This window comes from Micromonospora sp. NPDC048905 (assembly GCF_040649655.1).
GTDB lineage: Bacteria > Actinomycetota > Actinomycetes > Mycobacteriales > Micromonosporaceae > Micromonospora.
This window is the reverse complement of sequence record NZ_JBEZFV010000004.1, coordinates 483,898-508,907: the sequence shown is the minus strand read 5'-3', so window position 1 is coordinate 508,907 and position 25,010 is coordinate 483,898. Positions and strand designations below refer to the sequence as shown.

The window sequence follows — 25,010 nt, the reverse complement described above, 5'->3', positions numbered from 1 at the left end:
TGCTGACCAAGAGTTGGGCGGCGAATTCGGCCCGGCCTGAGTACGCGTGAGGTTCGACCCGACGCGGGGGATCGAGTTCGCCAGCTACGCGATCCCCACCATCGTGGGAGAGATCAAGCGCCACTTCCGTGACCGCACCTGGGACGTCCGGGTTCCCCGACGGCTGCAGGAGCGGCGCATGGCCATCGCCGAGGCCAACAACAGCCTCACCCAGCTGCTGGGCCGCTCGCCGACCGTCGCCGACATCGCCCGACATCTCGACCTCACGGAGGAGGAAGTCCTCGAAGGACTGGAAGGCGCCCGCGCCTACAACGCGGTCTCACTGTCCACCCCGATCGGCGATGGCACCTCGTCCAGGGAGTTGGGCGACACCCTCGGCGGCGACGACAACGAACTCGCCCTCGCCGAGCTGAAGGTGGCTCTCACCTCGGCCCTCGCGCGCCTTGACGACCGGGAGCGGAAGGTCGTCGCACTGCGCTTTCACGGCAACCTGACCCAGCAGGGCATCGCGAGGAGGTCGGGGTGTCACAGATGCACGTCTCCCGCCTGCTGACCCGCGCGCTGGCCAAGCTGAGGGTGCAGCTCACTGCCACCCCCTGAGGGAGCAGGTTTCCTGCGGCGGTCGGTGGATCCGGCCGCCGCAGGGACCAATGGCGCCCTCGCCGTACCGGCGCCGCACGGGTGGTGCCGGTGCATCACGGGCGTCGCCGCGGAACCGGGGAGTGCCCATCAGTCGGACGCTGACGGCGGGCGGCTTCGATTTCGGGGCGAGTCAACTGCCGGTCGCGGATTTCGCGAAAGGGCAGCAGCAGGTCGGGCAGGCGCGCCGGGACGGCGGGTTGGGGGAGGAGGAGTCAGCGGCGGGCGAGTTCCGGTGCGGCGGTGTCCAGGGGCACGGCGGCGTCGGGCACCAGGGCGAGTTGCACGCTCGGCCGTGACCCGATGGGTTCGCGGTGGCCCGCCACCCACTAACCAACGGCACCGTCGACCCGGCACAGCTGCTGAACAGACACGAACCGATGACCGACGTGCTGCAGGCGTACCGCCAGTTCCAGGACCGCGACCCGGGCTGGCTGAAGGTCGCCCTCACGACCTGAACCATCGATCACCTCGAGGCGGGCGTCAGGTGCGCAGGGTGTGGCTGGGGCTGCACCCGTAGGCGGCGCGGTAGTCGGTGCTGAAGCGTCCGAGGTGGGTGAAGCCCCAGCGTCTGGCGATCAATGGCGACGGTGGCACCGGTGGTCGGGTCGGCGGCCCGCAGGGCGCGGTGCGCGCGTTCGAGGCGGACCTCGCGGACGTACCGCATCGGTGTCGTGTCGTGGTGGCGGCGGAACGCGAGTTGCAGAGCCCGGGGACGCACACCGGCCGCGGCGGCGACCTGGTCGACCGTGATCGGCCGGTCCGCATGGTCGTCGATGTAGCTCACGGCTCGGCGTAACGCCTGCGGGGTGACCCCGCCGGCGGGGCGCAGGGTCGCGGCGTGGGCGGTGTTGGGAACACGGTAAGGGCCGTCGCCGCGAGCAGGTGGCGGGTGGTCCCGGCGACCAGCGGGTTGGCCATCAGGGCAGGGTCGGACAGCACGCTGCGGGTCAGGTGGGAGACGGTCTGGGTCCAGTGCCGACCGAGCGCCGCCGAGATCGGCCGGGAGCTGTCGAAGCGCAGGTCGGCGCTGCTGATGCCGGTCTGCGCGTGGGCGACCTCTTCGAGCAGGGCGCGGGGGAGGCGGGCGACCAACGTGTCGACGTCGTCGTAGGCGAGGTCCGCGGATTGGTCCGGCAGGATCAGCATCACGTCCCCGGGCCGTAACCGGTATTCGTCCTTGTCCCTGGCGATGGTGAAGCGCCCGCCCACCAGGTGGGTGATGTTCAGATCGCCGTCCGGGGCCGTCCGGGCCTGGGTGTGCGCCGAGTAGTGCAGCCGGGTCACGCCGAGGTCGGCGAGCGCGGTGGTGACGGTGCGCAGGCCGGCTCCGTCGCGGCCCACACCGGACGACCGCACCTTGATGTCGAGGAATGCCCGCCGGATGTAGGCGTGCGCCTCATCGGTGTCGTTGGTGGCGTAGCGCTGCCAGTGTGAGCCGGAGTAGACCGTGCCATCTGTCATGTCCAGCCCTCTCCCGTCCATACTCTCGGCGACGGTCCCCAGCCACGATACGCATCACCTTCGCGCCAGGCGTAGATCGCCGCCCGCTGTCTGGTGGTACCACCCGTGCTGCGGATATGCAGCAGGTAGATCGCCTCGTCCGGCTGTTGCCAAGGCGATTCGGCGGGTGTCCTTGGTCAAGCAGTCGGGCAAGGGCACCCGTCTCCAACTTTTCGCGTCCGGCCTGGTCAGCGAGGCGGTGGAGGCAGCGCCGGGCTGTCGAGCCAGGCGGCGAACAGATCGTCCAGGGGCTCGCGGGCGAAGCGCTGGGCGTGCAGACGGAACTGCTCGGTCGTCACCGTCGCGTGTCGGTGCTCGGCGACCCAGCCTCGCAGGAGCGCGAAGAACGACTCGTCGCCGACCCTCTTGCGCAGGGCGTGCACCGTGAGCGCGCCCCGCTTGTAGACAAGCGGGTCGAACATCCGGTCGACGCCGGGATCCGCGACGACGACGGTGCGCGGGCGATCCGCGACCCACGCGTACCACCGCGCGGCCAGGGCGTCGGTGGGCAGGTCGCCGCAGACGCCGGACCACAGCCACTCGGCGTACGTGGCGAAGCCCTCGTTGAGCCAGATGTGCCGCCAGTCCGCCACCGTGAGGCTGTTGCCGAACCACTGGTGGGCCAGCTCGTGCACCACGAGCCGCTCGTGCGTGCGCCGCCCGTCGACGTGGTTGCGCCCGAAGACCGCCATGCCCTGCGCTTCGACCGGATCGTCGAGGTCGTCGTCGGCGACCACGACGACATACTCCCGGAAGGGGTACGGCCCGAAGAGTCGCTGCAGCGCCGACATGATCTGGCCGTGCCGGCCGAAGTCGTGGGCGACGTCCCGGCGCAGCGCGGGCGGGATCGCGGCGCGCTGCACCACCGCACCGACCGCGAGGTCCACCATCTCGTAGCGCCCGATCTGGACGCTCATCAGGTACGGCGAGGTGGGCTCGCGCCGCTCGTACACCCACGTCGTGCCGCCCGCGCCCCGGCGATGGTGCACGGGATCACCGGTCACCAACACCGTGTACGGGGAGGGAGCCGTGACCGCCACCCGGAAGGTCGCCTTGGCGCCGGGCTGGTCATCGCACGGGAACCACGACGGCGACCCGTTCGGCTGGCTGGCCACGAGCACCCCGTCGGTGAGCTCCTCCCACCCGAGGGTGCCCCAGCGGCCGGAGATGGGCACCGGCTTTCCCGCGTACCGGATGTCCACCCGGAAGGTGTCCCCGGCGTTGATCGGCCGCTCGGGTTTGATCTGTAGTTTGTCCGGGCGGTGCAGGTACTTCGCCGGGCGCCCGTCCACTCGGACGTCCTGGACGCGGAGCCGACCGAGGTCGAGGGTGAACCGGGAGAGCGACTGTGTGGCCACCGCGGTGATGTCGGCCCGGCCGCCGAGCCGGTTCGACATGACCCGGTAGTCGAGGTCGAGGTCGTAGTGCCGCACCCGGTAGCCGCCGTTGCCGTGCTCGGGCAGGTAGGAGTCGCCGGAACGACCGGCGCCGGGCGTTGCGCCGCTCGACGCCGTCTTCGGATTCATGCCGACCGTGCCGCTGGCGCCGGCCAGGTGGTGATCGGGTTGCCCAGCCACCGGCTGTCGCTCGGCACGGCGTCGCCGCGGGTCACCAGTGAACCGGGTCCGACGGTGGTCCGCGCGCCGATGCTCGCGCCGGGCAGGACGATGCCGTGCGGACCCAGCGCGGCTCCCGCGCCCAGTGTCACCTCGTCCATGCTCATCACACGATCATGGAACAGGTGGGTCTGCACCACACAACCGCGGTTCACCGTGGCACCGTCGCCGAGGCGCACCAGGTCGTACTCGGGCAGCCAGTAGGTCTCCAGCCAGACGCCCCGGCCGATCTTCGCACCGAGCGTGCGCAGCCAGGCCGTGAGCAGTGGCGTGCCGGTCGCGAAGCGGACCAGCCACGGCGCGGCGAGGGCCTCGACGAACGTGTCGGCGAGTTCGTTGCGCCAGACGAAGGACGTCCACAGCGCGCGCTCGGCGACCCGGAAGCGTCCGACCAGCAGCCACTTCGCGGCCGTCGCGATGGCGGCGGCGGTGATCGCCGCGCCGAGCAGCACCGGCCCGGCGGCGAGCGCGGCCGCCCACCCCCCGCCGGCCCGCCAGACGATCGCGAGTACGGCCAGGACGCCGACCGCCAGGGCGCCGGCGCACATCACCGGGACGATCCGGCACAGCTCGATCGCGGCCCGGGCCAGCTTCAGCCGGAGTGGCGGGTCGAAGGTGCGGCTGGTGTCGGCGGCTTCCACGGTCCGGCGCAGCGGCATCGGCGGCGCGCCGAGCCACGACGAGCCCTTCTTCGCCTTGAACGGCGCCGACGACAACACGCCGACGAGCCCGCGCTTGGGCACCGAACGCCCGGGGGCCGCCATTCCTGAGTTGCCGAGGAACGCCTGCTTACCGATGCGGGCCGGGGCGACGCGCAGCCACCCGTGGCTCAGCTCGTAGGTCGCGACCATGGTGTCGTCGGCCAGGAAGGCCCCGTCGGCGACAGTGGTCATCGCCGGCAGTGCGAGCACTGTGGAAGCCTCCACCCCGCGTCCCACCTTGGCGCCCAGCAGCCGAAGCCACACCGGCGTGAAGAGGCTGGCGTAGAGCGGGAACAGCCCGACCCGCGCCATCCCCATCAGCCGCTCGGTCGTCCAGACCTGCCACGCCACCCGCCCCTGCACCCGGTGGTATCCGGCGCGCAGGCCGATGCTGAGCGCCCGGACGGCCCCGAGCACCAGCAGCGCGTAGCCCACCAGGTAGGCGACGGTCGCCACCGCGACGGCGGTCAACACCGCGCCGACAGTTGGCCGGACGGCGAGCGTCCAGCCGAGCAGGGCGATCGCCGGCAGGGCGGCCACGACCGGCACCAGCCCCAGCAGCTGGGCGGTCAGCGCGTACACGATCGGCCAGCCGCGGGACCGAAGTCGCGTTCGCGGGGGCCGCTGACCGGGCCACTCGGCGGGATCCTTGGCAGCGGGTGTCGCGGGTGAGCCGGCCCAGCGCTGATTCGCCGGTACGGCGCCGGTCACGGTCGACCCGGCGGCGATGCGCGCGCCCTTGCCGATGCGGGCGCCGGGCATCAGGGTGCTGCGGGAACCGACCCGGGCGCCCGCGCCGACGCGGACCCGACCGACATGGACGACATCGCCGTCGACCCAGTGGCCGGCGAGATCGACCTCTGGCTCGATCGCCGCGCCTCGGCCCAGTTTCAGCAGGCCGGTGACCGGCGGTGCGGAGTGCAGGTCGACGTCGGGAGCGATGGACGCGCCGAGCGCCCGGGCATAAGTGATCATCCAGGATGCCCCGGCGACGCTTGTGGCGCCGGTCAGCTCGGCGAGACGTTCGGCGGCCCACAACCGCAGGTGCACGCCGCCACCGCGCGGGTAGCTGCCGGGGCGAACCCCACGCAGCAGCAGTCGCGCTCCCGCGGCGGCCACGGCGATCCGGCCCACCGGGCTGAACAGCAGGAGCCAACCCAACGCCACCCACCACCAGGACACGACAGGTGCCCAGGGTGCCGGCGCGAACAGGGCGAGGACGTTGCCGAGGGCGGCCAGGACGGTCAGCCAGCGCAGCCCGACCAGCGCGAGCATCGGCACCAACATCGCCGCCTGGATCAGCCCGGCGCGCCTCGGCGTCGGCCGGACCTCCCGGCGCGTCGCCGCCGTGGTGTCGAGCGCGTCGAGCACACCCGCGAGCCGCGACAGTTTCGGGTGGAGGTAGATGTCGGCCACCGAGACCCGCGGGTGCCGGCGTCGGATCCAGGCCACCAGTTGCGCCGCGTTCAGGCTGCCGCCGCCATGGGTGAAGAAGTCGGCGTCCGCCTCGGTGGGGCGTACACCCAGGATCTCCGCCCAACCGCCGGCGAGCCACTCCTCCGTCGCGGTCAGCTCGCCCGCGGTGTCCTGCCCGGTGGCCAGCGGCCAGGGCAGCGCGGCCCGATCCACCTTGCCGGACGTCCGGGTCGGCAACGCGTCCACCACGGCCAGCAGCGGCACGAGAGCGGTCGGCAACTGCTCCCGGATCCGCAGCGCCGCCGACGCGGCATCGAAGGTGACGCCGTCGTGCGGAACGACGTACCCCACCAGTAGTTGGTTGCCCGCGGCGGTGCGCCGCACCGCCGCGGCGGCCCCGGCGACGTCGGGCAGCGCCTGCAGTGCGGCGTCGATCTCACCCAGCTCGATCCGGCGTCCGCCGAGCTTCACCTGTTCGTCACCGCGGCCGACGAACAGGAGCCCCTCGGGCTCCGCCCGGACGATGTCACCGCTGCGGTACGCCCGCTGCCAGCCGAGCGCGGGCAGCGCCGCGAACTTCTCGGCGTCCTTGCCCGGGTCCAGGTAGCGGGCGAGCCCCACCCCGCCGATGACCAGCTCGCCGGTCTCACCCATGGCGACCGGAGCGCCGGAGGCGTCCACCACGGCGAGCTGCCAGCCGGCCAGCGGCAACCCGATGCGGACCGGTCCCTCGCCGGTCATCCGGGCGGCGCAGGCGACCACTGTCGCCTCGGTCGGTCCGTAGGTGTTCCAGACCTCGCGGCCCTCGACGGCCAGGCGCTGCGCCAGCTCCGGTGGGCAGGCCTCGCCACCGAAGATCAGCAGCCGGACCTCCTCCAGCGCCTCGACCGGCCACAGCGCGGCGAGCGTCGGGACCGTCGACACCACCGAGATGCGCTGCTCGGCCAGCCACGGACCGAGGTCGACGCCGCTGCGGACCAGCGACCGCGCGGCCGGCACCAGGCAGGCGCCGTGCCGCCACGCCAGCCACATCTCCTCGCAGGACGCGTCGAACGCCACCGACAGCCCGGCCAGGACCCGGTCCTGCGGGCCGATCGCCTCGCTGGCCTCGTCGGCGAGGAACAACAGCGCCTCGGCGTCGACGAAAGCCGCAGCCGCGCCGTGGTGGACCGCCACACCCTTCGGGGTGCCCGTCGAGCCGGAGGTAAAGATGATCCAGGCGTCGTCGTCCGGGCCGGGTCGGCCGATCCGACCCACGGGAGTACGACGCACCGACACCGCCAGCCCGTCACCGAGCACCGCCGCGACTCCCGCCTCGGCGAAGACGAGCTCGGCGCGTTCCTCGGGATCGTCCGCGTCCACCGGCACGTAGGCCGCGCCCGCCGCGAGAACGCCGAGGATCGCCAGGTACAGCTCGGCCGTACCGGAGGTGAGCCGGACGCCCACGCGGTCGCCGACACCGATGCCGTGTCCGGCCAGCGACCTCCGGACGGCCTCGACCTCGTCGGCCAGGTCGCGGTACGTCAGTGCCGTGGCGCCGTCGTCGAGTGCGAGAGCCTCGGCGTGCGCGCGCACGGAGTCGTCGAGAATGTCGACAAGCGTGCGGCCCGCCGCCGCCGGGGCCGATCGGAACACCGCGGGGACCGCCGGTGCGGCGACTGTCGGTGGTAGCGCGACCACCTGGGGATCACTCGTCACGGGCACCTGGCGTTCACCATCTTCGTCTCAGGGATCGGCGTCAACCAGGCATGCGGCATGCGGACCCGCCCTGGGCAGCCCTCAACGCTACGTCGCACGGGGCCGGACGAGAGGGCCACGTAACGGCTTCGTGTCCACCACCACAGCGATCCCCCTCCGCGAACACCGAGCGGCCGCGACCTGCCGTCGACGACCGATCACACTCCTGTCTCTACTCAGGCCGGGTCGTCGCTGCGGATGTGCACGGTTTCGCCGCCGCTGCGCAGATCCTCTGTCACCTGCTTCTCGGTCAGGGCGACAAGGTGCGAGTCGACAGTCGCCTCGTCCTTGAGGCGTGCGTGCGTCTCGTGAACGCGGGCGGAAAGGTCCGCGTCGTCAGCCTCCGGAAATCGTTGTTTCAGCGTCTCGACCTGGCGTTGCAAGGCGATCTCCGGGTCGACGAGACCGCCACTGGCTGCGGGTTCGGTCATCACACACCTCGCACGTCGTCGTCAGTGTCTCCACAGGTGGTGCCCCGAGCATCGACTCGACATTCATTCGTTCGCGCAAAGTTCACCTTCGGGAGCCGGTCCTACCGCTCCGTCGGTGGGACGTTCGCAGGAGGCTCGTTCCCCTGACGTTTGGTCAGCCCATGATCATTAGTGTGGTCCTCACGTTGACGCTGTTCGGCGCGACGACATGGTCGGCGCTGCAGCAACCGCTCGCCCGTCGCCCGGCCTTCCACCACCGCCTTACCGGAGCGCTACTGGCCCTGAGCCTGACGGTGGCCGCCGCGCTGATCACTACCGTGCTCGTGGCCCATCCGTGACGTGGCGAACATCCGCAGCGCCGCCCTCATGTCCCTCCTCGAGTACGAGTGGGCGACACACCGCGTCACCGGTCGTGGGCGGCCGGGTGGTCGTCGATCGGCCGGCCGAGCGCCTGCTGACCGACCTTGCCCGCAGCGGCCGCGAAATGGCGCTACGCGAAGCCGCCCGGCTCCGCGAGGGCGGCAGGCCGCGCTCCACGCGGAGACGCCGACCGCCGGATGATCCGGCAAGCTGATCGGTACGCGGTACACCAACGGCGACAACCTGCACATCGAGCACCACGCCGCGACGAGCGTACCCATCAACGGATGCGGTCGGTGAGGCTCTGCGCCGCCTCGTCGAACGCCACGTCGGACTCGCAGGGGCTGTGTCCCTTGATCGGCGGTGGAAAGATGTCGCCGGCCGGGGCGGTCACCCCTGCCGGATCGCGGAGCCGTCGGTCCACCGGCGTACCCCGGTCGGCTGCGGCGGGTGCCGCGTCGGGTCGGGGCGGCGGAAAGACCCGCCCTCCGATGGGGTCGGTGTCCCGCCACAGATTGATCCACCGCCAGTCGACCCGGTCGGCGATCTCGTGGATCACCTCGTCGCTGACGTACGCGGGAAAGAGCCGGGCGTACAGCCGGCGAAGGGGCGAGCCGTGGGTCAGCAGGGCGATCCGATCGGTGACCCGTGGCGGCAGTTGGAGCACGGTCGCGGCGAGCAGGACGGAGCCGTGGCTGTGTCCGCTGAGCAGCACCGTGTTGCCGGAGTCGACGAGGTGGGTGATCCGGCAGGTCAGTTCGGGTACGGCCCGTTCGGCGTAGCAGGGTGGCGCGAACGGGTGTGCGGCTCGGGGCCAGAAGGTGCCCAGGTCCCACAGCACGCCCACGTACCGGCGAAATCCAGGGGTGCGGTAGGCGAAGATCCCACCGATGACCAGGCCGAGGATGATCGCGGCGATCAGGTAGCTGCCGACTCCGATGCCGAAGTCGACGAGGCTGGCCGGCAGCCCCACGTACCGCTGGATCAGTTCGCCCGGTGGCGTCGGCAGCAGGCCGAGCGCGACCATCGTCATGCCGATTCCGGCCAGGCAGGCGTAGAGCACCGCGAGCGGCACCAGCCGCTCGGTGAACTGGGCGCGGGCGATGGCCTTGCGCACCTGCCGCAACCGTGGCCCGGCATCGTTCGGCGCGTCCGGGAAGTCACGAGCAACTATCGACGCCGCGGCGCGTGTCCGTCCCGGTCGGGACGCCAGCGATGCCACGCCGGCGACGGCCAGCGTCACCAGCACCGCCAGTGAGAAGCCGAGGATCGCCCAGATGCAGGCACGCGGGGGGCTGGTGATCAGCCCCTCCGCGGTCGGTGCTCCCCGGTTCAGGACGTCGGACACCCGGTAGACCAGTTCGGCGGAGTACGTCAGCGCCAGACTGATCGCGGCGACGGCGGCCGCCAGGGCGCCGAACCCGAGCGAGGGCGCCGCATCCGGCTGTCGATACCGGTGCCAGAGCAGCACCGCCCCCAGGGCAGCCAGCAGTACCGCCTGACCGATGGACAGCCCGACGACCGTCAGGTTGTAGCCGGGTAGCCCGTTGCGCTCCGGCCAGGAGGCGGAACTGGTCAGAACGTGGATCCAGACCAGCACGGTCAGGCCGAGGGTGATCGTGGGCAGCGCGCTGACCAGGCGGTCGAGCCGCCCTTCCGTGGGTGCGGTCAGGGGCGGGGTGCAGAGCAGGACCGCGCACGTGATCAGCAGAAGCCCGGCACCCGCCGTGAGCGCGACGGTGCCGATCGACAAGCCCTGTGCGGCCCGGGCGCCGAGCAGGCTGAGGTTCAGCGTGGCGAAGCCCGCCGCGACGTGAATCGAGCGCAGCCGGCCGACCAGCGGCTCGTTGTCCCACCGACCGACGGCGGTGAGCCGGTGCGCCGGAAGGGGTTGGACAGTCGCGCGGAAGACGTGCGACGGGAGTGCCGGGCGGGCGCTGAGCCCCCACAGCAGGCCGATGGCCGCAGCCGGTACCAGCGCGAGCACCGCCAGGCGCAGTCCGGCGGGACGGCCTCCGAGCCAGGAGAGCCAGCTGCGTCCGGCCAGGCACTCGGGGGAGGACATGCACTTCCACGCGATCACGTCGAGTGCGATCCCCACCATGCTCTGCACGTACATCCCGGTCAGGCTGAGTGCCAACAGCCGGCACAGCGCCTTGATCACCGGGTCGGAGCGCGCTCCGGCCGGACGCATCCAGATGGCGAGGTTGATCAGCATGAAGGGCAACAGGATCACCATCGACAGCGTTCGCACCGCGTTGCCAGCGGGCAGGTTGTTCCAGCGGTAGGCCTCCAGCGTCACTCCGTCTGCCGCGCCCGTCACTCCGTCTGCCGCGCCGCTCTCGTGGTCGGGCCGGTAGAAGCCGCCCCGCTGGTCACCTGCCACCTGTTGCACGTGCGGTCGATTCAGCAGGTCCTCCGCGCCGATGGCGGACACCCCGTGCACCCGCAGTTCCACGACGCCGTCAGCTCTGGCGCGTCCGCCCGCGTCTCGCTGATCCATCCGGCACCGGCCCCCCGGCGTGTACGCGGCTCACGCCGACCCGCTCGGCTGATCCGACGGCGCCCGCATGGCGCAGCGGGCGTACCCCGTGACCGGAGAAACAACCGCGCGCTGTGGGTGGTGGCGTCCGCCCGGTCCGTGGGCATTCTTCGGGTATCGACTCGACGACCTGCCCGGCGTGATACCAATACTCGAACAGGCGAAGTCGGCAGAAATGGGCGGCCCATGTCGACAAGGGCAGCAGCGCTGCTTCGAAAGCCGGGGCAACCGCAGCGACCCAGCCTTCTCGAACTCTTCTTCGACCTGGTGTTCGTCTTCGCTCTCAACCGGCTCTCGAACCGTCTGGTCGAGGAACTCACCGAACCGCGGATCGTCCTCGTCGAGGCCGGCGAGACGCTGCTGCTGCTACTGGCCTTCATGGTGCTGTGGTTCGTCACGGCGTGGGTCACCGACCTCTACGATCCGCAGCGGCCGCAGCTTCAGGTGTTGGTCTACACCGCCATGCTCGGCGCGCTGGTGATGGCGGTCGCGGTGCCGCACGCGTTCGGGGACCGAAGTCTGGCCTTCGCTGGCGCGTACGTCGCCGTCCACATCATCCGTGGGCTGATCATCGTGCCGATGCTGCGTGGCCACGAAGCTCAGCGCCGGGCGGCTGCGGTGTTCTTCTGGTTCACGTTGTCGGCCGTGCCGTGGATCGCTGGAGCGATCGTGGCGGATCTGGCCCGCGGGCTGTTGTGGACGCTCGCGATCGCCATCGACTGCACGGCGCTGCTGCTGCTCTATCCCGCGCCGTGGTCCCGCCCCACCCAACGACAGTGGCCCGTCCTGGCCGAATATCTGTCCGAGCGTTACCGACAATTCTTCATCATCGCCCTCGGTGAACTGATCTTGACGACCGGCTCGGCCTACAGCGACACCTCCTTCCGACACGTCGGCCCCGCGACCGCCTTCGCGGTCGCATTCGTCACCACGGTGCTGCTGTTTCGCGTCTACCTCTTCCGGGCGGGTCAACTGTTACCCGAAGCCATCAGAGCTGCCGCTGAGCCCGCGCACCTCATGCGGCAGGCATTCGTCGCGCACGTCCTCATGGTGGCCGGGATCGTCGCCGTCGCCGTCGGATACGAAATCGTGATCGAACATCCGTTCGGGCACACCGACGCGGCGTGGATTCTCGTTGTCCTCGGCGGACCGATGCTGTTCCTGATCGGGCGAGCCCTGGTGGAACACGCGGTGTTCGACCGGGTGTCCCATTCTCGGATCATCGGCGCACTCGTGCTCGCCGCCGCCTCGCCAATCATGATCTTCTTGCCGCCGTTGGCCGTGGCCGTCACCGCCGTCGCCGTCCTCGCCGGCATCGCCGCCACCGACGCCGCCCACGCCCGGGGAAGACCGCCCGAACGGCCGCACCCGCCCAATGTGCAACAGTGAACGCAGACACGATGCGGCCCCCGCAAGGGGTCCACGGAGAGACCTCCCGCGAGGTGGAACCGGCCGTGACGACTCGCGGCGGGTGCGAGGCCGTCACGGTCGGAGCGCGTCCTAGCCTCGAGGGAGCACGATGATGGCCGCGACGGCGCTGTTGACGACGGTTGCCGTCACGGTGCGGGTCACGGCTTCCGCTGCGGCGTCGGCACCCCAGTCGCCCCGCTCGAGTTCCTTGGCCCGGCTGATCACCGATGACGTCCACGGGATCTCGCGGTGGAACTGCGGGAGCGTCCCGCTCGCCGAGAGCAGCGCCGCGAGCGCGGCGACACGGGCTTGCGGCTCCGCACCGTCCACGAGGACCTGCCGGACGTCGGCGAGCAGGCGGGACCGTCGTTCGGTCCTGCCCTCCCGCAGTGCCGTCGTCCGAAACAAACCGAGCACCTTACGGGACTCCTCGTCGATGTCGCCTCGTGCGATGAGCCGCTCCAACACCGGCTGGCGCAGGGCGGGACCGATCGCGGCCAGGGCCGTCTGCACCCCCCTCGGTTTCTCGGCGAGGTAGTCCCACGCCGGGCGCAGGAGACCATCCGATGGTGGGTGGTCGGGCACGCCCCGGAGCCGCCCCCGGTCCGCCGTGCTCAGGTTCTCGCCGAGGGCGAGGTCCGCGAGGACGGCTCCGCCGAGGACGTAGAAGAGGGTGTTCTCTCCCGCGATCGTCCCGGAGCTGGGTTGGAACAGAAGCAGCAGGAGATCTTCCACAATTGTCGGGGCGTTCGACCGCGGCTCGGTGGTCATCGGCGGGGCTCCCAGCGGAAGAGTCGGGTGGCCAGAGCGACGGCGACGACGACCCAGCCGAGCGTGGGCGCGAGCAGAAGCAGTGAGTCGGTCACGGCGACGCCGCCGTTCCAGGCGTTCATGGTCAGTTCGGTGGCGGCGCCGCCGGGCAGCAGCCGCTTGAGCCAGGCGAGGTTCTCGGTGCCGGAAATGCCCACCCAGCTGGCGACGGCGATCACCCCGAGGGTAACGGGCAGGGTGGTGACCTGGGCGTGTTCGGGGGAGTTCGTCAGCCCGGCCGTGGCCAGGGCCAGGCCGATCATCATAGCCAGGGCCGCGATGGTCGCCACGACCAGCAGGGCGATGTTCGCCGGTCCGCCGGCGACCACGGCCAGGGCGGTCAGGATCGCGGTCACCTGGATCAGGGCGAGGATAACCACGGGCAGTAGCAGGCCGGCGAGGATGCCGGCGTCGCCCTCGGCGGTGGAGCGCAGCCGCTTGAGGAAGAGGTTCTGCCGTCGGGACGCCAAGGTGGTGACGGCGGTGGCGTAGAGCCCGAACGCGGCGATCGTGAACATGACGATCGCGGCGATGTAGCCGAGGCTGCCGAGGGCGGCGTAGGTCTCGTGTTGGCGGACGAAGAACGCGCTGACCACTACCGGGATGATGAGGCTGGTGATCAGTACCAGACGGTTGCGGAAGAGTTGGATCAGTTCGCTGGACGCGATGGACAACACGGTGACACTCCTGTCGGAAGATCGAATCAACTGTTGATGGCGCGGAAGACGTCGTCGAGCCGGGTCGGCCCCGCCGTCAGGTCCCGCAGCTCCACGGCGTGGTCCTGCGCCCAGCCGAGCAGGAGGTGCAGGTCCTTCTGGAGCTCGAAGGTCTCGACCGTGACCTTCCCGCCCAGGTCGACGGCGGCCCGCACCGGCAGCGTCGGCGTCGGTGCGGCAAGGGAGAAGCGGATGACCGCGGGCAGGGTGCGGGTCAGCTCGGAGACGGTGCCCTCCCGGTGGAGGGCGCCCTCGTGCATCAGCCCGATCCGGTCCGCGCGTTGTTGTGCTTCCTCCAGGTAGTGCGTGGTGAGCACGATGGTCGTACCGTCCTCCCGCAGCCGGTCCACCGTCGCCCAGACGGCGTCGCGGGACTGGATGTCGAGGCCGGTGGTCGGCTCGTCCAGGAAGATCAGCTCCGGGCTGCCGTAGACCGCGGTGGCGAAGTCCAGCCGCCGTTTCTCCCCGCCGGACAGCTGCGAGACCTTGCGGCGGGCTCGGCCGGTGAGGTCGACCAGGTCGAGCACCCGGTCGACGTTGTCGGTACGTCGGGTGAGCCGGCCGACCAGGCCGACGGACTCACGGACGGTGAGGTCCGGGGAGAATCCACTCTCCTGGAGCATGACACCCATTCGGGGACGTACCGCCCGACGGTCTTCGGGGCGGTGCCCGAAGACGCGTACGGTGCCCGAGGTTGGCCGCCGGTGTCCCTCGACAACCTCCAGGGTCGAGGTCTTCCCGGCCCCGTTGGTGCCCAGCAGCGCGTAGAGCTCTCCGGGTCGTACCTCGAAGGTGAGGTTCTGCACGGCGTGGAAGTCGCCGTAGGTGAGGTTCAGCTGTTCGACTTCGATGACGGGTGTGGTGGACATGCACCCATGACAGCGCGGGCGCGGCTGACCCGTCAGTGGCACCACGTCATCGCCGCATGTGACGTGGTGTCACTGGTCGTGGTCCCTGGCTGCCGGATACTGGCCTGGTGACCGCGAGATCGCCGCGCTTCACCGAGTCGACGCAGGGAAGGCTGCGCCGGCTCAACCTCGTGACGTCATTGCCGCCGGTGGCGTTCGCCGCGGTGGTCCTGCTCTACACCGACGCGCGTACCTGGTGGCACATCGTCGTCCTGGCACCGGGGGCCGTGGCGGCCGTGGTGGCCTTCGAACGCTGGACGGCCAACGACCTCGCCCGGGTCGCGCTGCCCTGCCTGGTCGTGGCGGCGGCGGTCTGGCCGCTCGGGGTACTGGTGACCGGCAGCCCCAACGCCTACTGGGGGTTCTGCGCCGTAGGCTCCCTCGGAATGCGCGAGGTGCGACGGCGTCGGAAGCTGCTGATGACCGGGCTGTTCACCTACGTCGCCGCCGTCGGTACGGCGCGGTTGCTGGTGCAGCGGGACGACATCGGTCACGTCCTGCTCACCTACGTCCTCATCCCGACCGTCCTCACCGTCATCGTGACGATCTTCACCGTGGTGGGGGAGCGGTTCTTCGACCTCATCCGGGAGCTCGAACAGACCCGGGAACGGGAGGCGGAGTTGGCCGTGGTCCGGGAGCGCGTGCGGTTCGCCAGCGACCTGCACGACATCCAGGGCCACACCCTGCACGTGGTCAAGCTGAAGATCGCCCTGGCCCAACGACTGCTGCTCAACGACACCAAGCGGGCGGAGAAGGAGCTGCGGGAGACGTACGCGCTGGTCAGCGACACCATCGCGCAGACCAAGGAACTCGCCTACGCGCAACGGCGGCTCAACCTCACCGCGGAGATCGAGAACGCGAAGAACCTGTTCGAGGCCGCCGGCATCCGGGTCCGGGTCACCAGGGAGGCCGAGGTCGATACCCGCGCCAGCGAACTGCTCGGGCAGGTGCTGCGCGAGACGACCACCAACATCCTGCGACACACCCAGGCCACCCACGTGCAGATCACCCTCGCCGCGTCGGGCATCACCATCGTCAACGACGGCGTGACCGCCAACACGGCCCCCGAACTCAGGGGACTGGCGGCACTGCGGCAACGCGTGGCCGGCGACGGAGGTGAGCTGACCGTGGAACAGAAGGACCAGCGGTTCCTGACCGCAGCGGTCTTCCCACCCGTGCGGGCCGACGCGGCCCCGACAGTCAGGGGGAAGGACCGCCGATGACCACCATCGTGCTCGCCGACGACGAGGCGCTGCTGCGCACGGCCCTGGCCGCGCTGCTGCCGATGGAGGGCGACATCACGGTGCTCGCCGAGGCGCAGGACGGGCAGACGGCGATCGCCGCCACGCTGCGGCACCGGCCCGACGTGCTGGTCATCGACCTGGAGATGCCGGGCGTGGACGGCCTGGGCGCGGTCGCCGAGATCCGCCGCGAGCGGCCGGAGCAGGTGATCCTCATGCTGACCCGACACGCCCGCCCCGGCGTGCTGCGCAAGGCGTTGAAGCTCGGCGTCCAGGGCTTCGTCAGCAAGTCCGCCGAGCCAGCGCACATCACCTCGGTCATCGCCACCCTGCATGCGGGGAAACGCTGGATCGACCCGGACGTGTCCGCTCTCGCCGTCACCGAGGACAACCCCCTGACCGACCGCGAAGCCGACGTCCTGCGGGTCACCGGGGAGGGCTACTCGGTCGCCGACATCGCCGCGCGGCTCCACCTCGCCCCCGGCACCGTCCGCAACTACCTCTCCAACGCCATGCGCAAGACCCAGACCCGGACGCGCCACGAAGCGGCCCGCTACGCCCGCGAACACGACTGGCTGTAGCGGCGCGCCGGTGTGCCCCGACGGCTGGGTCGTGGGGGAGCAGACCGGCGCCGGCGGCTACGGTGCCCGAACTGTGCCGCTGCGGCCCGCCCGGCGGGGGAACTGCCCTGTGCAGTTCCCCCGCCGGATCGTCAGGCAGCGGTCCGCTGCACCGCCGTGGCCGGGTTGCCGTCCACCGCCGCGGTCAACTGCGGAACGATCTTCTCCAGCAGGAACGGCAGGCTCAACGGGGTGATGAACGAGGTCGCGGCGCCGACGAGTTCCTCGTTCTCCAGGTAGATGTCGCGACCCTCGGTCTTGACCTTGAGCTTGCTGTAGAGCGGGTCGGCCTGCACCTTCGCCCTGTCGGTGTCGTAGCTGTCGACCAGCCAGATCAGTACGCCGGTATCGAGCATGTCGCTGCGCTCCCGGCTCAGGTTCGCGCCGAACTCCTTGCCGGTCACCTCGGCCAGCCCGGACGGCAGCGTGAAGCCCAGGTCGGTGAGAAAGCGGCCGCGCGAGTCCTGCGGGCCGTACACGTAGTAGCCCTCGTAGGTGGTGGCCATCAGGCCGGTCGCGCCGGCGAAGGCCGGGTTCGCCGTGCGTACCGCCGCGAACTTGGCCTCGACACCGGTGATGACCGTGTCCGCCTGAGCCTTGCGCCCGACGGCGGTGCCGACCGTACGGGTGACGTCCTGCCAGGACACGCCATAGTCGACGGAGCCCTTCGGCTGCGCCACGGTCGGCGCGATCTTGGCAAGCTTCGCGTAGTCCTCGCTCGTCAATCCCGAATAGACGCCGAGGATGAGGTCGGGCCGTAGCGCCGCCACCTTCTCGAACTGGACGCCATCGGTGTTGGTGAGCACCTGCGGCTTGGCGCCCGTGCCCAGCGCGGCCTCGGCCCAGGGCCAGATGGCACCCGGCTTCTCGCCGAACCACTCGGTGGTCGCCACCGGCACGACGCCCAGCGACAGCAGGGCGTCCTGCTCGACCAGGCCGACCACGGCGATCCGCTTGGGCTCGGCCGAGATGGTGGTGGTGCCGAACTTGTGCTCGATCGAGACCGGGAAGGCGGTGGAGGTGGCGGCACCGGACGAGGGGGCCGACGGCTCCGACCCACCGCCGCAGGCCGCGGGGAGAAGCAGGAGCGCGGTCGCCGCGACGACCGTGGCGCTCCGGCGGATTGAGGTAAGCCGCACGGCTGTTCCTTTCTGCAGCGAGGCCCCAGGGTGATGACCTCGAACGGGAGTGTAGGTTAGCCTCACCTAACTTAGTAACGCGAACGGGTGGACGGTGGAGCACGTGTTGACCTCAGGCACCGGCATCCGCCCGGAGCCCCGGACCGTCTCACCCACCAAGGCGCCGCGCGAGCGGTTGTCGCGCACCGCTCGCCGCTGGACGGGGCTCGCCGTCGGCGTCGTCGCCCTCGCCGCCGCCCTGGCGCTGAGCATCGCCGTCGGCAGCCGTTCGCTCGGCCTCGGCACGGTCTGGCAGGTGCTCTGGCACGACGACGGCTCCGCCGCCGCGGAGATCGTGCATCGGCTACGGGTGCCCCGGACGATCCTCGGCTTCGCCGTGGGCGCGGCGCTGGGCCTGGCCGGCACGGTGATGCAGGCGCTCACCCGCAACCCGCTTGCCGAACCGGGGTTGCTCGGGGTGAGCCTGGGCGCGTCCACCGGCGTGGTGCTGGCCATCGCGCTGCTCGGAGTGACAAGCGCGAACGGGTACGTCTGGTTCGCCATCGCCGGTGCCGGGCTCACCTCGGCGGCCGTCTTCGCGCTCGGCGGCGCCGGCCGGGCACCCACACCGGAACGGCAGGTGCTTGCCGGGATCTCCCTCACCTCGGTGCTCGGGGCCGGAATCTGGGCGATCCTGGTGACCCATCGGGAGGCGTTCGACAGGTACCGGCACTGGGACGTCGGATCGCTCGCCGACAGGGAGACCAGCACGATCACCCAGTTGGCGCCGTTCCTGACCGTCGGCATCCTGCTCGCGCTGCTGCTGGGCCGCCAACTCAACGCGCTGAGCATGGGCGACGACGCGGCGACCTCGGTCGGCGCCCACCCGGGGCGGGTCCGGGCGCTCGGCATGATCACGATCACGCTGTTGTGCGGCGCCGCGACAGCCGCCTGCGGGCCGATCTGGTTCGTCGGCCTGGCCGTCCCGTACGCGGCCCGGATGTTCACCGGCTCGGACCACCGCTGGATCCTGGCCTACTCGCTGGTCCTCGGACCCACCCTGCTGCTCGTCTCGGACGTGCTCGGCCGGGTCCTGGTGGCCCCGGCCGAACTGCCGGTCGGGGTGGTCACCGCGTTCCTCGGCGCGCCCCTGTTCATCGCGCTGTGCCGCCGACGCCGGCTGAGCACCCTGTGAGCGGGCCGCTGCTGCAGCTACGCCCGTCCGGACGGACGACCCGGCTGGTGGTCCGTAGCCGGGGCGGCCGGCTCTCGCTGCGGGTGCACCTGCGAGCGCTGGTCGCCGGCACCGCGCTGCTGCTCACGGCCCTGGGTGTCGCGCTCGTCAACCTCTCCAGCGGCGACTTCCCGATCCCCGTGCCCGACGTGCTGCGCAGCCTCGTCGGGCAGGGCGACCCGGGCACCGACTTCATCGTGCACGAGCTGCGGCTACCTCGCGTGCTGATCACCCTGCTGGTCGGTACGGCCCTGGGCGCGAGCGGCACGATCTTCCAGGGGTTGACCCGCAACCCCCTGGGAAGCCCCGACTTCGTCGGCCTGACGGTGGGCGCGGCGACCGGCGCGCTGATCGTCCTGCTGCTGTTCAACGGCACGGGCTTCCAGGTCGCGGCCGGTGCGATAGTCGGCTGCCTGGCCACCTCGGTCGCCATCTACCTGCTCGCGTTCCGCCGTGGGGTGCAGCCGTTCCGGCTGGTGCTGATGGGTGTCGGAGTGGCCGCGCTGCTCGACTCGTTCAACTCGTTCCTGATCTACCGCAGTCGACTGGACGAGGCGATCGCCGCCCAGGTCTGGTTGATCGGCAGCGTCAACGGTCCCGGGTGGACCGAGGTGACGCTCGTCGCCGTGGCCGTCGCGGTGCTGCTGCCGGTCGCGCTCTACCACGGCCGGCACCTCGACATGCTGGCCCTGGGCGACGAGACCGCGATGCTGCACGGGGTTCCTGTCGAACGCAGCCGGATGGTGCTCGCGCTGGCCGGCGTCGGGCTCGCGGCCGGTGCCACCGCCGCGGCCGGGCCGATCGCGTTCGTCGCTCTCGCCGCGCCACCGTTGGCCGCTCGGCTGACCCGGTCGCCGAATGCCGGGATCCTGCCGGCCGCGTTGATGGGCGCCGCCCTGTTGGCGGCAAGTGACTGGGTCGCCCAGCGCCTGCTGCCCGACGACGACGTCCCGGTCGGGCTCGTCACCGCCGCCCTTGGCGGCATCTACCTGACCTGGTTGCTCTTCCACGAGCGACGTAACCGCGGACAAGGAGCACAGCGATGACCGAGTCGCGGCTGCGGGCCGACGCGCTGACCCTGGCGTACGACAAGAGGGTGGTCGTCCGGGACCTCGACGTCCAGATCACCGACGGGTCGTTCACCGCCATCGTCGGCCCCAACGCCTGCGGCAAGTCGACGTTGCTGCGGTCACTGGCCCGGGTGCTGAAGCCCCAGGCCGGTGCCGTCTACCTGGATGGTCAGACCATCGCGTCACAGCCGTCGAAGCAGGTGGCGCGGCAGCTCGGCATGCTGCCGCAGTCGTCGGTGGCGCCCGGCGGGATCGTGGTGGAGGAGTTGGTCGCCCGGGGTCGCTTCGCCCACCAGCGCCTGCTGCGGCAGTGGTCGCCGGAGGATGAGGCGGCGGTCGCCGACGCGATGCGCCAGACCGAGGTGACCGACCTGGCCGACCGGTTCGTCGACGAACTCTCCGGCGGTCAGCGGCAGCGGGTCTGGCTGGCGATGGCACTGGCCCAACAGACGCCGATCCTGCTGCTCGACGAACCGACCACGTTCCTCGACCTGTCGCATCAGTTCGAGGTGTTGGACCTCTGCGCCGACCTGCACGAGCAGGGCCGCACGGTCGTTGCCGTCCTGCACGACCTCAACCACGCCTGCCGGTACGCCACCGAGCTGATCGTGATGCGGGAGGGTCAGGTCCTCGCTCAGGGTCCACCGGCCGAGGTGATGACGGCGGAGCTGGTGGAGACGGTCTTCGCGATGCCCTGCCGGGTGATGACCGATCCGGAGACGGACACCCCGATGGTGGTCCCGGCCGGGCGGCAACGGCGTCGACTGGCCCGCGCCGGCATCGTCGCAGCGCCGGTCGACCGCGTTTCCGCGTGACCGGCGCGCTCTGCTCCTCCCCGGGTACGCGACGTCAGTTCTTGGGCAGGCCCAGCCGTGCGATACGGCGCTCGCCGTCCAGGGCGCGCATCGCCCGGGCCAGCGTCGCGGCGTGCAGCTCGTCCTCGCCGCGTTCGAGCATGGTCTCCGCCGCCACGCCGATCGCCCTGGCCTCCGCCGCCAGCGCCTGCGCGGCAAGGACGCAACCCCGTGCGTCGAAGTGGCCGCTGTCCCGAGCCGGGTTGAGCCGGGCCACCAGGTCGATGATGCGCAGGTAGCGGTCCACGAGTTCCTGCTCGGCGCGGGTCAGTGCGGGGAGTTCTCGGTCCGTCATCTAAGTCCCTCCGTGGTCGATCCGGGAAGGGTCGCGCATCCCCCGTGCGCGGCAGGACAGGACGAGCCTATCCACCACTGGCCGGGCCACCCGGGTGTCCGTCCGCCAGCTCGGGTGCGCGTCGGATCAGGAGGACGCCGTACGCCGCGATCCAGACCAGCCAGAGGAGCCAACCGGCGAGGCCGAGCAGGGCGAGTGGAAGCGCACGACGGTCTCCGTTGATCGAGCGTTACGCGCGTCCATCGGGACAGACGGTGGGCGGCGGTCGGTCAGTACGCGATGCCGATCGCCCGGCGGATCGTCGCGGGGTCGCCTGCGGCGGCGAGCATGGCGTGGGCCACGTCGGCCCGCGAGATCGTGTAGCCGCGGGCGACGTTGCCGTCGATGGCGGTTCGGTACCGGCCGGTCATCGTCTTGTTCACGAGCTTCGGCGGCCGCACCACCGTCCACTGCGCCGAGCTGTCCGCCATCGCGTGCTCCATGGCGCGCAGGTCCGCGTACAGATCTCTGAGCAGGGCACTGATGACCGGCAGAACGATGCGGCGGTTGAGGAAACTGTCCCCGTCGGGTGTCGGGCCGACAGGGGCGGCGCTGACCGTGACGAGTCGGTGGACACCTTCGGTGTGCATCGCTCTCAGGATCGCTCGCGTGGCGGTGGAGGCGACCGGCCCGTCGCGGCGTCCGCGCGGACCCACGCCGGACAGGACCGCGTCACTGCCGCGCACCACGGGCCCCAACGCATCGGCGTCGTCGAGCGTCGCCACCGTCGTGACCTCCAGCGCCGGATGACGTACGTCGAGGCGGACCGGGTCGCGCACGACCGCGGTCACGGTCAACCCGCGGTCGAGTGCCTGGCGTACGACCTGGTTGCCGATGCCGCCGGTCGCACCGAAGACGGTCACCTTCATTAGCATCTCCTAACTGTGGATTGAGGGTGACTGTTACCGTAGCGGACAATAACGTGGGCGTACAATGTTGACGTGTTCGACGACTCCACACCAGGCACGGACCGGCCGCTGGCCAGTCGGGCCAACTTTCTGTTGTCACAGCTCGGGTTCCACGTCGCGCAGACGTTCACCGCGCGGCTGGCACCGCTGGGCATCGCGCCGAACCACTTCGGACTGCTCATGCACCTGGAGCGAAGCGAAGGCAACACCCAGCAACAGCTCGCCGACGCGCTGGGCATCCACCGCAAGGTCATGGTCGGCCTGCTCGACGACCTCGAACAGCGCGACCTGGTCGAACGTCGGCGGCATCCCAGCGACCGTCGCGCCCACGCCATCCACCTGACCGAAGCCGCGCGCGAGCTGCTGCCTCGCGCTCGCCGGGTCGCCGACCAGCACGAGGGCGAGATCCTCGCCCCGCTCGACGCCAGCGAACGCGCCCGGCTCATCACCGTCCTGCAACGGCTCGCCGAGCACACGGGGAGCCCGGCCGGCGTCCACCCGGGCCTGCACCAGTCAGCCGCCCGCTCTCGCCATCCGGGCGACTCGTCGGGTGCTCGGTAGGGCCTCGATCGGGTGGCAAAGAGGCGCCGTCCGTGTTCATCGGGCCAGCGCGCCGCCGCGATGCTCCTGCGGGCTGATGCCGTACACCCGCTTGAAAGCCGAACTGAGGTCCCAAGGTCCCGGTGTCGGACGCGGGTCGACGGCGCCCGCCGCGAGCGCCACGACCCGCGGCACCGACGCCAGCGCCGCGAACCGCAGCGGGGCGAAGAATCCGAGTGCCGCGAAGACCATCAGGTCGCCGGCGACCTGGCCCGCCAGCGTCACCGGCCCCCGGTCGGCGAGGATCGTGAGCAGATCGCGCAGTGGTACCAGACTCGTCCCGGCCCACGCGCCCGGCAACATGATCATCCACACCCACGGGACCGTCCCGTAGACGATGCCGACCTCGGCCAGCGACATCCGCCACGCCCACGCCGGCGTGGCGCCGGTGGCGATGCGACGGCGGGCCACAACCGACACCACCAGCGCGGCCAAGGGCAGTGCGGCCACCGTGGTGTGGACCACCCCGGTGAACGTACCGATCCAGTAGTGCCAGTCCTTGCGCATGCACGACGGAGAGATCTCCAGCGCCGCACGGCCGACCGGCGGTCTGGACATCGCCGTACACCTGCCGTCGGCCCTGGAGGCACTCCTTCCGGATGAGGCCTCGGCGCGGCATGTCCGCGACGGACCCTAGGGGTTACGGGCGGCGGCTGCGGCGACGGTTGCCAGCTCTTCGCCCGAGAAGCCGGTGCGGCTCAGCACCGCCAGGGATTTGTTCGTTGCCAGGGTGCACAACGCCAACTCGGTCGCCTCCTGCTCACCGGCCCCGGCCGCCAGCAACGCCTGCTGCAGCATCGCCCGCACACCGTCGATCATGGCGCGGACCGCCACCTGGCTCTCCGCGTCGAGGGCCGGGAACTGCGTTGCCGACACCGTGAGCAGGCAGCCGTCCGGGACCGTTGGGTCGGCGATGCGGTTCAGGGTGACCTGCAGGTAGGCGGCCACAACGGCGCTCGGGCTCGGGTGGGGGCCGGACAGCGCCTGTTCGTACAGCGGGTGGTAGGTCTGCGCGTACCGTTGCAGGCTCTTGCGGAAGAGGGTGCTCTTGTCGCCGAAGGTGCCGTAGAGCGAGCCCCGGCCCAGACCCGTGCCCTCGGTCAGGCGATCGATCGACGCTTCCGAGTATCCCCAGCGCCAGAAGACGTGCATCGCGCGTCGTAGCGCCTCGTCCACGTCGAACTGCTTGCGGCCCGCCATGGTTCGTGAGTCTACACATCTTGTACCGATCGTTCCAAAGGTCTTGTACTGATCGTTCCAAGATGCGTATGGTCACCGGCATGACAAACCTGAGTTCGCTACGGCTGCCCGACGGCTTCACCGACGTCTTCACCAGCCGCCTCGTGGAGGCAAACGGGCTGCGGCTGCACGCCGTCACCGGCGGGGACGGCCCGCCGCTGCTGCTGGTCGGAGGGTGGCCGCAGACCTGGTACGCCTGGCGGGAAGTGATGCCCGCCCTCGCCCGCGAGCACACCGTCGTCGCCGTCGACTCGCGCGGGGCCGGGCTCTCCGACAAGCCCGACAACGGTTACGACGCCGGCACCCTCGCCGCCGATCTGGTCGCGCTGATGGCTGCGCTCGGGCACGACCGGTTCGACGTGGTCGGCCACGACATCGGCATGTGGACCGGATACGCCCTCGCTGCCGATCACCCCGAGCGGGTGGGCCGGCTCGCCGTCGTCGACGCCATCATCCCCGGTCTCACACCTATCCCGTCGGTCTTCAGCCCGGCCGCGGTCAACCAGCGGCTCTGGCACTTCGGCTTCAACCGCCTCACCGACCTCAACGAGGATCTGGTCCGCGGGAGAGAGCGGCTCTTCTTCGGCTACCAGTTCGCCAATAAGGCCGCCAGCCCGGACGCGATCCCCACGTACGCCGTCGACGTCTACGTCGATGCGATCGTCGCGGATCCTCGCGGGCTGCGGGCGAGCTTCGCGTACTACCGGGCGCTGGACGAGACGATCGCGCAGAACGAGCAGCGCAAGAAGAGCCGGCTGACGCTGCCGGTGCTCGCTGTCGGCGGTGCGCGGTACACCGGCGCGGCGGTCGCCGAGACGATGCGGCTGGCGGCCGACGACGTCACCGGGATGGTCATCGACGGCTGCGGCCACTACGCGGCGGAGGAGCAGCCGGCGCGGTTCACCGAGATCCTAAGGGACTTCCTCGGTGGCAACCCGGTAGCAGCCGACACCACGGCCTTCAAATAGTCGATCGAGCCCTGGGCCGGGCCGCGGTGAGCGGG

The 25,010-nt window shown here is 70.8% G+C and carries 25 protein-coding genes and 1 pseudogene; 12 read left to right on the top strand and 14 right to left on the bottom strand.

Annotated features, from left to right (window positions below; all coding sequences use genetic code 11):
• Positions 1-49: 49 nt before the first annotated feature.
• The 3 genes and pseudogenes from AB0C01_RS13750 to AB0C01_RS13740 all read left to right on the top strand — a co-directional run.
• Positions 50-600 (top strand): annotated as a pseudogene (locus AB0C01_RS13750) (sigma-70 family RNA polymerase sigma factor); the annotation flags it as partial.
• Positions 601-722: 122 nt separating this feature from the next.
• Positions 723-938 (top strand): hypothetical protein, encoded by a 216-nt coding sequence (locus AB0C01_RS13745; protein WP_357571257.1) that lies wholly within the window; start codon positions 723-725, stop codon positions 936-938.
• A gap of 15 nt (positions 939-953) precedes the next feature.
• A complete protein-coding gene (locus tag AB0C01_RS13740; RefSeq protein ID WP_357252204.1) occupies positions 954-1,097 on the top strand; it encodes a hypothetical protein in 144 nt (47 codons plus the stop codon).
• 8 nt (positions 1,098-1,105) lie between these two features.
• Here the strand turns inward: AB0C01_RS13740 and AB0C01_RS13735 are convergent, their stop codons facing one another.
• The 5 genes from AB0C01_RS13735 to AB0C01_RS13715 form a co-directional block, all read right to left on the bottom strand.
• On the bottom strand, positions 1,106-1,360 hold the full coding sequence (locus AB0C01_RS13735) for a hypothetical protein (protein WP_357252537.1): 255 nt from the start codon (positions 1,358-1,360) through the stop codon (positions 1,106-1,108).
• Between the two features lie 62 nt (positions 1,361-1,422).
• Positions 1,423-2,103, bottom strand: coding sequence for an AraC family ligand binding domain-containing protein (locus AB0C01_RS13730; RefSeq protein ID WP_357252201.1), 681 nt, complete (start codon positions 2,101-2,103; stop codon positions 1,423-1,425).
• A gap of 227 nt (positions 2,104-2,330) precedes the next feature.
• Positions 2,331-3,668, bottom strand: coding sequence for a M1 family metallopeptidase (locus AB0C01_RS13725; protein WP_357252534.1), 1,338 nt, complete (start codon positions 3,666-3,668; stop codon positions 2,331-2,333).
• Entirely contained in the window at positions 3,665-7,573 is a 3,909-nt protein-coding gene (locus AB0C01_RS13720) for a Pls/PosA family non-ribosomal peptide synthetase (RefSeq protein WP_357571256.1), read from the bottom strand. Before AB0C01_RS13720 ends, AB0C01_RS13725 begins: the two co-directional genes overlap by 4 nt.
• A gap of 215 nt (positions 7,574-7,788) precedes the next feature.
• Positions 7,789-8,043: a three-helix bundle dimerization domain-containing protein gene (locus tag AB0C01_RS13715; RefSeq protein WP_357252531.1), complete on the bottom strand. Its 255-nt coding sequence runs from the start codon at positions 8,041-8,043 to the stop codon at positions 7,789-7,791.
• A gap of 173 nt (positions 8,044-8,216) precedes the next feature.
• On the opposite strand from AB0C01_RS13715, the gene AB0C01_RS13710 reads away from it, so the two are divergent.
• Positions 8,217-8,381 (top strand): hypothetical protein, encoded by a 165-nt coding sequence (locus tag AB0C01_RS13710; protein WP_357571255.1) that lies wholly within the window; start codon positions 8,217-8,219, stop codon positions 8,379-8,381.
• A 302-nt stretch (positions 8,382-8,683) separates the two neighbouring features.
• Here the strand turns inward: AB0C01_RS13710 and AB0C01_RS13705 are convergent, their stop codons facing one another.
• Positions 8,684-10,906 (bottom strand): hypothetical protein, encoded by a 2,223-nt coding sequence (locus tag AB0C01_RS13705; protein ID WP_357571254.1) that lies wholly within the window; start codon positions 10,904-10,906, stop codon positions 8,684-8,686.
• A gap of 138 nt (positions 10,907-11,044) precedes the next feature.
• Here AB0C01_RS13705 and AB0C01_RS13700 point away from each other — a divergent pair, with 138 nt between their 5' ends.
• A complete protein-coding gene (locus AB0C01_RS13700) occupies positions 11,045-12,334 on the top strand; it encodes a low temperature requirement protein A (protein ID WP_357571253.1) in 1,290 nt (429 codons plus the stop codon).
• Positions 12,335-12,445: 111 nt separating this feature from the next.
• On the opposite strand, the gene AB0C01_RS13695 is transcribed toward AB0C01_RS13700, so the two are convergent.
• Genes AB0C01_RS13695 through AB0C01_RS13685 form a run of 3 tightly spaced genes read right to left on the bottom strand, consistent with a single transcriptional unit; the run spans position 12,446 to position 14,750 of the window.
• Positions 12,446-13,126 carry a GPP34 family phosphoprotein gene (locus AB0C01_RS13695; RefSeq protein WP_357571252.1) on the bottom strand — a complete coding sequence of 227 codons (681 nt, stop codon included), beginning with the start codon at positions 13,124-13,126 and terminating at the stop codon, positions 12,446-12,448.
• Positions 13,123-13,842, bottom strand: coding sequence for an ABC transporter permease (locus tag AB0C01_RS13690; protein ID WP_357252159.1), 720 nt, complete (start codon positions 13,840-13,842; stop codon positions 13,123-13,125). The genes AB0C01_RS13695 and AB0C01_RS13690 overlap by 4 nt, the downstream gene beginning before the upstream one ends.
• 26 nt (positions 13,843-13,868) lie before the next feature.
• The gene (locus tag AB0C01_RS13685; protein WP_357252157.1) at positions 13,869-14,750 is read right to left on the bottom strand and encodes an ABC transporter ATP-binding protein; all 882 of its coding nucleotides are present in this window, start codon (positions 14,748-14,750) and stop codon (positions 13,869-13,871) included.
• Between the two features lie 107 nt (positions 14,751-14,857).
• Here AB0C01_RS13685 and AB0C01_RS13680 point away from each other — a divergent pair, with 107 nt between their 5' ends.
• Both AB0C01_RS13680 and AB0C01_RS13675 read left to right on the top strand, forming a co-directional pair.
• Positions 14,858-16,012, top strand: a complete 1,155-nt coding sequence (locus AB0C01_RS13680; RefSeq protein ID WP_357571251.1) for a histidine kinase — start codon at positions 14,858-14,860, stop codon at positions 16,010-16,012.
• On the top strand, positions 16,009-16,611 hold the full coding sequence (locus AB0C01_RS13675) for a response regulator transcription factor (RefSeq protein ID WP_357252152.1): 603 nt from the start codon (positions 16,009-16,011) through the stop codon (positions 16,609-16,611). The genes AB0C01_RS13680 and AB0C01_RS13675 overlap by 4 nt, the downstream gene beginning before the upstream one ends.
• 131 nt (positions 16,612-16,742) lie before the next feature.
• Here the strand turns inward: AB0C01_RS13675 and AB0C01_RS13670 are convergent, their stop codons facing one another.
• Positions 16,743-17,789: an iron-siderophore ABC transporter substrate-binding protein gene (locus tag AB0C01_RS13670; protein ID WP_357571250.1), complete on the bottom strand. Its 1,047-nt coding sequence runs from the start codon at positions 17,787-17,789 to the stop codon at positions 16,743-16,745.
• Positions 17,790-17,892: 103 nt separating this feature from the next.
• On the opposite strand from AB0C01_RS13670, the gene AB0C01_RS13665 reads away from it, so the two are divergent.
• The 3 genes from AB0C01_RS13665 to AB0C01_RS13655 are packed head-to-tail and all read left to right on the top strand — an operon-like array spanning position 17,893 to position 20,887.
• Entirely contained in the window at positions 17,893-18,963 is a 1,071-nt protein-coding gene (locus AB0C01_RS13665) for an iron ABC transporter permease (RefSeq protein WP_357571249.1), read from the top strand.
• A complete protein-coding gene (locus tag AB0C01_RS13660) occupies positions 18,960-20,048 on the top strand; it encodes an iron chelate uptake ABC transporter family permease subunit (RefSeq protein WP_357571248.1) in 1,089 nt (362 codons plus the stop codon). The genes AB0C01_RS13665 and AB0C01_RS13660 overlap by 4 nt, the downstream gene beginning before the upstream one ends.
• Positions 20,045-20,887: an ABC transporter ATP-binding protein gene (locus AB0C01_RS13655; protein WP_357571247.1), complete on the top strand. Its 843-nt coding sequence runs from the start codon at positions 20,045-20,047 to the stop codon at positions 20,885-20,887. The genes AB0C01_RS13660 and AB0C01_RS13655 overlap by 4 nt, the downstream gene beginning before the upstream one ends.
• Positions 20,888-20,921: 34 nt before the next feature.
• Here the strand turns inward: AB0C01_RS13655 and AB0C01_RS13650 are convergent, their stop codons facing one another.
• Together AB0C01_RS13650 and AB0C01_RS13645 are read right to left on the bottom strand one after the other, a co-directional pair.
• Positions 20,922-21,221 carry a hypothetical protein gene (locus AB0C01_RS13650; protein WP_357252139.1) on the bottom strand — a complete coding sequence of 100 codons (300 nt, stop codon included), beginning with the start codon at positions 21,219-21,221 and terminating at the stop codon, positions 20,922-20,924.
• Between the two features lie 269 nt (positions 21,222-21,490).
• Positions 21,491-22,129 carry an NAD(P)H-binding protein gene (locus tag AB0C01_RS13645; protein WP_357571246.1) on the bottom strand — a complete coding sequence of 213 codons (639 nt, stop codon included), beginning with the start codon at positions 22,127-22,129 and terminating at the stop codon, positions 21,491-21,493.
• Positions 22,130-22,201: 72 nt separating this feature from the next.
• Between AB0C01_RS13645 and AB0C01_RS13640 the strand changes: the two genes are divergently transcribed.
• Positions 22,202-22,729 (top strand): MarR family transcriptional regulator, encoded by a 528-nt coding sequence (locus tag AB0C01_RS13640; RefSeq protein WP_357571245.1) that lies wholly within the window; start codon positions 22,202-22,204, stop codon positions 22,727-22,729.
• Positions 22,730-22,765: 36 nt separating this feature from the next.
• Here the strand turns inward: AB0C01_RS13640 and AB0C01_RS13635 are convergent, their stop codons facing one another.
• Positions 22,766-23,326, bottom strand: a complete 561-nt coding sequence (locus AB0C01_RS13635; RefSeq protein WP_357571244.1) for a hypothetical protein — start codon at positions 23,324-23,326, stop codon at positions 22,766-22,768.
• Positions 23,327-23,401: 75 nt separating this feature from the next.
• A complete protein-coding gene (locus AB0C01_RS13630) occupies positions 23,402-23,968 on the bottom strand; it encodes a TetR/AcrR family transcriptional regulator (protein ID WP_357252128.1) in 567 nt (188 codons plus the stop codon).
• A gap of 80 nt (positions 23,969-24,048) precedes the next feature.
• Between AB0C01_RS13630 and AB0C01_RS13625 the strand changes: the two genes are divergently transcribed.
• The gene (locus tag AB0C01_RS13625; RefSeq protein WP_357252125.1) at positions 24,049-24,975 is read left to right on the top strand and encodes an alpha/beta hydrolase; all 927 of its coding nucleotides are present in this window, start codon (positions 24,049-24,051) and stop codon (positions 24,973-24,975) included.
• Positions 24,976-25,010: the final 35 nt, after the last annotated feature.

Excerpts from the sequence above, each read along its gene's own strand:
- AB0C01_RS13655 (WP_357571247.1), top strand. The coding sequence starts at position 20,045 with ATGACCGAGTCGCGGCTGCGGGCCGACGCGCTGACCCTGGCGTACGAC.
- AB0C01_RS13625 (WP_357252125.1), top strand. The coding sequence starts at position 24,049 with ATGACAAACCTGAGTTCGCTACGGCTGCCCGACGGCTTCACCGACGTC.
- AB0C01_RS13685 (WP_357252157.1), bottom strand. The coding sequence starts at position 14,750 with ATGTCCACCACACCCGTCATCGAAGTCGAACAGCTGAACCTCACCTAC.
- AB0C01_RS13725 (WP_357252534.1), bottom strand. The coding sequence starts at position 3,668 with ATGAATCCGAAGACGGCGTCGAGCGGCGCAACGCCCGGCGCCGGTCGT.
- AB0C01_RS13635 (WP_357571244.1), bottom strand. The coding sequence starts at position 23,326 with ATGTCCAGACCGCCGGTCGGCCGTGCGGCGCTGGAGATCTCTCCGTCG.
- AB0C01_RS13630 (WP_357252128.1), bottom strand. The coding sequence starts at position 23,968 with ATGGCGGGCCGCAAGCAGTTCGACGTGGACGAGGCGCTACGACGCGCG.
- AB0C01_RS13705 (WP_357571254.1), bottom strand. The coding sequence starts at position 10,906 with ATGGATCAGCGAGACGCGGGCGGACGCGCCAGAGCTGACGGCGTCGTG.
- AB0C01_RS13645 (WP_357571246.1), bottom strand. The coding sequence starts at position 22,129 with ATGAAGGTGACCGTCTTCGGTGCGACCGGCGGCATCGGCAACCAGGTC.
- AB0C01_RS13675 (WP_357252152.1), top strand. The coding sequence starts at position 16,009 with ATGACCACCATCGTGCTCGCCGACGACGAGGCGCTGCTGCGCACGGCC.
- AB0C01_RS13695 (WP_357571252.1), bottom strand. The coding sequence starts at position 13,126 with ATGACCACCGAGCCGCGGTCGAACGCCCCGACAATTGTGGAAGATCTC.
- AB0C01_RS13650 (WP_357252139.1), bottom strand. The coding sequence starts at position 21,221 with ATGACGGACCGAGAACTCCCCGCACTGACCCGCGCCGAGCAGGAACTC.
- AB0C01_RS13715 (WP_357252531.1), bottom strand. The coding sequence starts at position 8,043 with ATGACCGAACCCGCAGCCAGTGGCGGTCTCGTCGACCCGGAGATCGCC.
- AB0C01_RS13730 (WP_357252201.1), bottom strand. The coding sequence starts at position 2,103 with ATGACAGATGGCACGGTCTACTCCGGCTCACACTGGCAGCGCTACGCC.